We start from the raw sequence: 8,336 nt of genomic DNA on the forward strand, positions 1-8,336 counted from the left end.
GCCACCACCCTGGCCTCCGGCAGGAGCGTCAACGACAACACCTGGCACCACGCCGTCATCGCCGGCGACGACAACGGCCAGACCCTCTACCTCGACGGCACCCAAACCGCGAACTCCACCACCAAGCGCACCGTCTTCCACAACGGCGCCACCTACGCCTACGTCGGCGCGGGCACCGCCGAAGGCGGCTGGCCCAGCCGCCCCACCACCACCGACGGACGCTTCAACGGCACCATCGCCGAAGTCGCCCACTACCCCTCCGTGCTGGGCGCCGACGCCGTCACCGCCCACTACCAGGCCATGGGCAAGGCCGGCAGCCCGTCCAAGACCACCATCGCCACCATCACCGAACCCAACGGCAACGGCACGTCCTGGCGCTGGGACACCCGCACCGGACGCCTGGCCATGTTCACCGACGGCACCGCCGCCACCACCCGCTACACCTACGACACCCACGGCTTCCTCTACGGCGTCACCGACCCGAACGGGCACTCCACCACCACCGGCCACGACGAACGCGGCAACGCCGTCTCCACCACCACCTGCACCGACGCCGCGCACTGCCACACCTCGTACGCCGACTACGCGTACGACGAGGCCAACCCGTTCAACCCGGCCAACGACAAACCGCTGACCAGCAGTGACGCCCGCTCCGCCGACGCGAGCGACCCCACCTACCGGACCTCCTACGCCTACAACGCGTTCGGCGACCCCACCACCGTGACCATCCCCGCGACCCCGGACTTCCCGAGCGGCCGCACCTCCACCGTCGCCTACACCACCGGCAGCGAGGCAGCCGTCGGCTCCACCGGCACCCAGCCCGCCGCCCTGACGGCGAGCACCACCGACACCGCGGGCGCCACCACCGCCTACGCCTACGACAAGGCCGGCAACCTCACCCGCGTCACCGCCCCCACCGGCGCCGTCGCCACCTACACCTACGACAGCCTCGGCCGCCGCACCACCGACACCGCCACCTGCACCGACTGCGGCGCCGCCGCCGCGTCCACCACCACGACCTACACCTGGGACGGCCTCGGCAACCCGCTCACCCGCACCGACCCCGCCACCACCGACGCTGTCACCGGCACCGTCCACACCCGCAGGACCGCCACCGACTACGACAGCGACGGCAACCCCACCACCCAGACCGTCTCCGACACCACCGGCGGCGACGCGGCCCGCAGCACCACCTGGACGTACAACAGCCACAACCAGCTCCAGAAGACCACCGACCCCGCCGGCCACAGCACCAGCTACGGCTACGACCCGGCAGGCAACACCACCGGCGTCACCGACGCGGCCGGCACCATCTGGTCCTACAGCTACGACGCCGCCCACCGCCTGCTGCGCACCAGCATCTGGAACTACACCGGCAGCCCGCTCGACCCCGTCCCCTCCCGCTTCCAGGCCCTGGAGTCCCGCACCTACGACCCCGCCGGCCGCCTGGCCACCGTCACCGACGCGATGGGCCGCACCACCCACACCTACTACAACGACGACGACACCGTCGCCGAGGTCGACTTCGACGGGTACCGCAACCCCGACGGCACCCAGCGCACCGTCGTGCTGCAGCAGAACCGCTACGACGCCGCGGGCCAGCTGACTCAGCAGACCACCGACGGCGGCAAAACCACCACAGCCTCCGCCTACGACGCGGCGGGCCGCACCACCTCCACCACCCTCGACCCCGGCGGCCTGAACCGCACCGCCACCTACACCTACGACGCCGCTGACCGCGTCCTCAGTGTCACCGCCACCGGCGGCGCCCTCAGCCAGCGCACCGAGAACACCTACAGCCCCGCCGGCCTGCTGCTCACCGAGACCTTCAAGGGCAACGGCACCGACGCCACCACCAGCCACACCTACAACCAGCTCGGCCTGGAGACCGCCACCACCACGCCCAACGGCCGCGCCGCCGGGGCGGACGCGTCCGCGTACACCAGCACCCAGAGCTACGACGCGCTCGGCCGGCCGACCGTCACCGCCGGGCCGCTGGTGAGCGCCGAGACCTACGACCCGGCCACCCGCACCAGCACGCCCACCGCCGTCCGGGCGCTGACCACCACCGGCTACAACACCTTCGGCGAGGTCATCGCCACGCGCGACCCGCTGGGCAACGTCACCACCCACACCTACGACCTCGGCGGCCGGCGCACCGCCACCACCGGCTCCGCGTACACCGACCCGCGCACCGGCACCACCTTCACCCCTACCATCACCACCGGCTACGACGCCCTGGACCAGGTCACCTCCACCACCGTCGACCCGGGTGGCCTGAACCTCACCAGTACCAACCGCTACGACCAGCTGGGCAACCTCGTCGAGCAGAAGAAGCCCGCCGTCGCCGGTACCACCCCGACCTGGGCATACTCCTACGACCTGAACGGCGAACTGCTCGCCACCGTCGGCCCGCTGGGCAGCCGTACCGAGGCCACCTACGACGACCTGGGCCGCCGCATCACCGGAACCCAGATCGAGCGCAAGCCCACCCCCATCGTCCTCACCCGTACCTTCGGCTACGACGACGCGGGCAACCTGACCACCTCCACCCTGCCCAAGGGCGGCATCAGCAAAGCCACTTACAACGCCGCGGGCCAACCGGTGACGGCCACGGACCCGGCCGGGCTGACCACCCGCACCGAGTACGACGCGCTGGGCCGCCCGAGCAGGACCACCCACCCCGACGGCACCGCCACCACCGCCGCCTACGACGCCTTCGGCAACACCGTCTCCACCAGCCGGCTCGACACCACCGGCGCCACCGTCGGCACCAGCTACGCCAGTTACGACCTGGAGGGTGCCGTCACCGGCAGCACCGACCAGATCACCAACCTCGCCGACACCGCCGCCCACACCACCACCCGCACCTACGACCCGGCCGGCAACCTGACCCGCCTGGTCGAACCCGTCACCGCGCAGTCCGGCATCACCAGCACCTTCGGCTACGACGCCGCCGGCCACCGCACCCGCTTCACCAACGGCAAGAACACCGCCACCTACTACACCTACAACAGGCTCGGCCTGCCCGAATCCACCGTCGAACCCGCCACCGCGGCCGCCCCCGCAGCCGCCGACGGCACCTTCACCACCAGCTACGACGCCGCCGCCCGCGCGGTGACCCTGACCGAACCCGGCGGCATCCTGCGCCAGCGCACCGTCGACCCGCTCGGCCGGATCACCAAGGAGACCGCCACCGGCGCAGAGGCCACCACCCCCGACCGCGTCCTGGGCTACGACCTCGAAGGCCACCTCACCAGCGCCGACGCCCCCACCGGCACCGACACCTACACCTACAACGACCGCGGCGCCCTGCTCACCGCCGCGGGCCCCGGCGGCACCTCCGCCTACAGCTACGACGCCGACGGCAACATGACCGCCCGCACCGACGCCACCGGCACCACCGCCTACACCTACAACACCGCCGACCAACTCCTGAGCACCGCCGACCCGCTGACCGGCACCACCGTCGGCTACGACTACGACGGCGCCGGCCGCCTCAAGACCACCCGCTACGGCACCACCGGCGGCACCACCCGCACCTACGGCTACGACCAGGCCGGCCGGATGGCCACCGACACCCTCAAGAACCCGTCCGGCGCCACCGTCTCCTCCATCGCCTACACCTTCGACGCCAACGACCGCACCACCGGCAAGACCACCACCGGCACCGCCGGTGCCGCCCAGAACACCTACGCCTACGATCTCGCCGGCCGCCTCACCTCCTGGACCACCGGCAGCACCACCACCGCCTACACCTGGGACGCGGCAGGCAACCGCACCAGCGCCGGAGGCGTCACCGCCACCTACGACGAGCGCAACGAGATCCTCGACGACGGCGCCAACAGCTACACCTACAGCGCCCGCGGCACCCTCGGCAGCCAGACCGTCCACGGCGCCCAACCCTCCACCGTCCAGTTCGACGGCTTCGACCGGATGACCACCCGAGGCCCCGTCACCTACACCTACGACTCCCTCGACCGCGTCACCCAGTCCGGCACCACCGCCTTCACCTACGACGGCGGCTCCAACAACCAGGTCTCCGACGGCACCGCCCGCTACACCCGCACCCCCGGAGGCGCCCTGGTCGCCACCGCGGGCGCCACGACCACCACCGACGCCCGCCTGGAGATCACCGACGCCCACACCGACGTCATCGCCGCACTCGACCCCACCACCAACACCCTCACCAGCAGCACCGCCTACGACCCCTTCGGCAAGCCCACCGCCAAGACCGGCACCGGCACCGCCCTCGGCTACCAGAGCGCCTGGACCGACCCCACCACCGGCGACGTCGACATGGCCGCCCGCTGGTACCAGCCCGGCACCGGCACCTTCACCTCCCGCGACTCCTGGACCCTCAACCCCGAACCCTCCATCCAGGGCAACCGCTACACCTACGCCAGCGGCGACCCCCTCGACCGCACCGACCCCACGGGCCACCTCGACTGCAGCGATGCAGACAGATTCAAGCGTATTTTGCGGGACCGCCATTCGACTGCGAGTGGATTCTGCGAGGCAGAAAAAAAAGAAATTGAAAGAAAAGCGAAGGAAGGGATAAAGAAGGGGAAGGGGGTTGCCCGGAAGGCTCTTTGCTTGTTCGGGTACTGCCCGCTCATCACTAGTTCCTTCTCGGGTGTATTCGACTTTGTCCACGAACTCTCCTTTCAGGATGGAGGTGCCAGCCTTAACTGCAACGTCAGTGCGAGTTATCGCCCTGCCGCTTGCGGAGGCCCTATTGGCGGAGGCGCCGGCGGTGGCGACACCACGACCACGCCCCACCCCGCACCGCGTACCCCCGTCGACATCACCCGCAAGCCGGCGCCGGACATCCGCCCGACCAACGACTCCGACCGCCCGCGCGCCCACAGAAGCCCCATCGACTGGATCATCGACACCGCCATCGCCATCGGCACGCCGATCGCCACGGGGCTCACCACCGGATCCTCCTTCCTGGTGTCACTGGCAGCGGCAGGTGCGGGCGCGCTGCTCACCACCCTCCTCGGCCAGCAGCAGACCGGCCCAGTGACGGTTACTCGTCCCCTCCCGCTGCCCTACCCGGGAGTAGGGGGACGTGTTTCCACCAGGAGCAACAGGAACGTCCCCACCTGCAATGACCTGAAGCCACAGGGAGCTGTCGGCCTGACAAATGGAGGATGGGTCGAGTACCTGCCAAAGGACAACCAGGGCCGCAACAAGGGCGTCATCGCCTGCCTCGAAGGGACGCCCGGCTCCTGGAGAGGGGAGTCCGCCACCCAAGCCGGCGACATCCCGGGCTGGGCTGACGCCCGGGTGCGGGCGAAAAATCTCGGGTTCGACCCCGACGGGACCCTCGCCCGCTGCCACTCCGTGCCGCGGATGGCAGGCGGAACGGCGAACGAGCGGAACCTGACGCCGTGCTTCCAGGGCGGGGCCAACACCAACCAGCGGAGCGGAGGCGGGGACAAAGAGATCACCAACAGCATGCGGACCTTCGAGCAGAAAGCCCAGGCGGTTATGGGCACAGGCCCCGGCAAGGGCCCGGTGCTGTACGGCGTTGATATTGAATACCAGGGGACCGAAACCATACCGGACAAATGGAACATGAGATTCTACGGCTGGGATGCCACCACCGGACTACGCACGGATTCTGATGCGGCAACCGTGACCAACGCGAGGTACGACTCCAACGGCGTGCTTCAATACCTGGGACGACCCTAGCCTTTGGTTGGAACGTGAACGGCTGACGGGAGTGGATGTGCGGATCGAGGAGACGCTGGAGCGGCTCGGTACGGTGATCGGGCCGCCGCCCGAGGGCGGCGTGGCCCCGGTCCCGTGGGAGCTCGCGCCCGATGTGATGGGCTTCCAGTTGCCTGCGGACTACCGGGCGTTCGTCGACCGGTACGGCTCGGTGAGCATCAGGGACGAGCTGCACGTCTTCACGCCGTCGGCGGTGCCGGGCCTCCAGGCCGGGCAGCCGCTCGGCTTCGAAGGGTTTTTGTTCTACACGACGGAGCCGTACGGCTACTGCGGGATGCTGGCCCAGGCCTACGCGGAGGGGGACTACGCGGAGTGCCCGTACCCGCTATTCCCGGCCGAGAACGGGCTGCTCAAATGGGGCAACAACTACAGCTCCGACCAGTTCTTCTGGCTGATGCGGGGGCCGGACCCCGACCGGTGGCCGGTCGCCGCCAGGTTCGACTCGATGTGGGAGTGGGACCTGTTCGAGGGTGGTTTCCTGGAGTTCGTGCTGGCATCGGTGACCAAGGCCTACAAGTACCACGGGGACGTCGTTCCCGACGGTGCCAGGCAGGCCAGTGACCTCCGCGCCTACCGCCGCCGTAACGACTGGGAGAAGAACTTCCAGTGAGGGCCCATCGGGTACGACCGATGAGAAGCGATTCCCCAACCGGGGGACACGGCTGCCGGTCGGACTCCCGCGCGCGTCGGTGACCCGGGCCGTCTGCCCTGGTACCTGGCTGTCTTCATTGCCGCCGCCGACGTGCTGGTCGCCTACGGGTTCCCGCGCCTGGTCATCACGCTCGCCCACACGAAGTCCGAGCGGGATGCGGCGGCCGCGCAGGCCGGAGCGGGTTATGTGTCGGCGACGGACGGGCCAACTGTTCCTGAAGTTCCGTCCCCCAGTCCCGGCCCGCCCCGGGGTCCCGTCCCGGCCGAGCCGTCCCGGCCGGGACGGGCCGCGTTCCGGCGCGGTGCCGCCAACCCGAACGGTTCGACCACCGCGCTGCGCGCCGACGTCCTGGGCGCGCTCGGCGTTCTCAAGGTCGCCACCGCCGACCAGCTCCAGCGCCTGCTGCGCCCGGGGGCGGTGTCGAACAAGGCGGTCCGGCAGGCGCTCGGCGACCTCGCGCTGCACGGCCTGGTCACCTCCGACGGCAACACCAAGGCGCGTCACAAGACCTGGCGGCTGGAGGGCACGGCCGGGCTGGAGGCGGCCGGGCACGTCCTCGGCCTGCCCCGCTCCGACATGGGCTCGACCGCCCGGGGTGCCGGGCGCTCCGGTGCCCAGCACGCGATGGCGGTCAACGAGACCGTGCTGGCGTTCGTGCGGGGCGGCACCGGACCTGGGGCCGCGGGCGGGGTGGGCGAGGTGACCGACTGGGCGACCGAGGTGGAGTTCCTGCTGCCGGGCGGCAGGCGCAAGGTGCGGCCGGACGGGGTGTGGCAGGCCCCGGAGATCGGGGTGCCGGTGCTGATGGTGGAGGTCGACCGCTCGACCATGTCGCCGGAGCGGGTGGCCGCGAAGTTCACCGCCTACCGCGAGCTGTTCCGTACGAAGGTGAAGAGCGCCGCCCCGGCGCTGGCGGATGAGGACCCGGCCGACCGGATGGTCCACTGGTGGCGGCGGAGCTGGCCCGGCCACACCCGGCCCGGCTACCCGCCCATCGCCCTGGTCGTCACCGGCGCTGGGCCGGTGGCGCTGGAGGGCCGTCAGCAGGCGGTGGCGGACCTGGCGCGCGACGCCTGGGGCGGCGGCTGGTGGACGATCCGCTCCGACAACGCGGGCGGGGACGGCTGGCGCGAGTACGACGACGCGGTGCCGGTCGTCGCCACCACGCTGGAGCTGCTGGCCGAGCACGGCCCGCTCGGGCCGGTCTGGTGGCGCTACGGCCGCCAAGGCCGGCACTCCCTGCTGGAGGCGCTGGAGAGCCCGGACACCCGCGCGGCGTACAACGAGCGGAAGAAGGCCCGCCAGGAGAAGGCCGACCAGGAGCACCAGGAGCTGATGAAGACCCTGGCCTGCGCCGAGTGCGGGGACGTGCCCCTGTACAGGGGCAGCGAGCGGTACGGCTCCAAGGGACGACAGATCTGGACCCGCCGCCCGGGTGGCCTCTGCTGGTCCTGCCACGAGAAGGAGGAAGAGCGGCGCGAGGAGGAGCGGGAGGCGAAGGCCCAGGCGCAGTTGGAGGCGGCCCGCGCGGCCAACGCGAAGCTGCGCCCGTGCTGGACGTGCCGGGGTTCCATCGGCGGGAAGGAGGGTTCGTTCCTGGAGTTGAAGGAGAAGGCCGACCCCGACCGGCTGGAGTGCCCGAAGTGCGTCAGCGACCGGGAACAGGAGGACTTGGGCCTGTTGGTGTTGCCTGTGCCGTCCAGGCGCGAGCTGGTGGCTGCGCTGGTCTCCACGCCGGACGATCCGTGGTGGGAGGTGCGGGTGTTGCACGCGAAGCTCTACCCGGCGAGGGGCCGTCGGGTGTGACCTGTTGGCGGGCGCGGGTGTGGAGTGGCCTCTCGCGGTGGGTTGTCTGGACCTTTGGTTGTACCTGTTGAAGGTCGGGTGGGCGGTGGGCGAGGCGGACGCTTGGTGACGGTGTGTGGTGGTCGGGTGGGGTTGGGGG

At 70.6% G+C, this 8,336-nt stretch carries 3 protein-coding genes; all 3 read left to right on the forward strand.

Translation table 11 applies throughout. The annotated features are described in order from the left end of the window. The coding region (locus OO57_RS47125; protein WP_324606820.1) for an RHS repeat-associated core domain-containing protein at positions 1-5,700 on the forward strand (5,700 nt) is incomplete at its 5' end. Between the two features lie 7 nt (positions 5,701-5,707). Further along, entirely contained in the window at positions 5,708-6,349 is a 642-nt protein-coding gene (locus OO57_RS36665) for a hypothetical protein (RefSeq protein ID WP_158715370.1), read from the forward strand. A gap of 132 nt (positions 6,350-6,481) precedes the next feature. After that, positions 6,482-8,197 carry a replication-relaxation family protein gene (locus tag OO57_RS36670; RefSeq protein WP_033257168.1) on the forward strand — a complete coding sequence of 572 codons (1,716 nt, stop codon included), beginning with the start codon at positions 6,482-6,484 and terminating at the stop codon, positions 8,195-8,197. Positions 8,198-8,336 lie beyond the last annotated feature (139 nt).

This window comes from Kitasatospora phosalacinea, assembly GCF_000717185.1.
Taxonomy (GTDB): Bacteria; Actinomycetota; Actinomycetes; order Streptomycetales; family Streptomycetaceae; genus Kitasatospora; species Kitasatospora phosalacinea_A.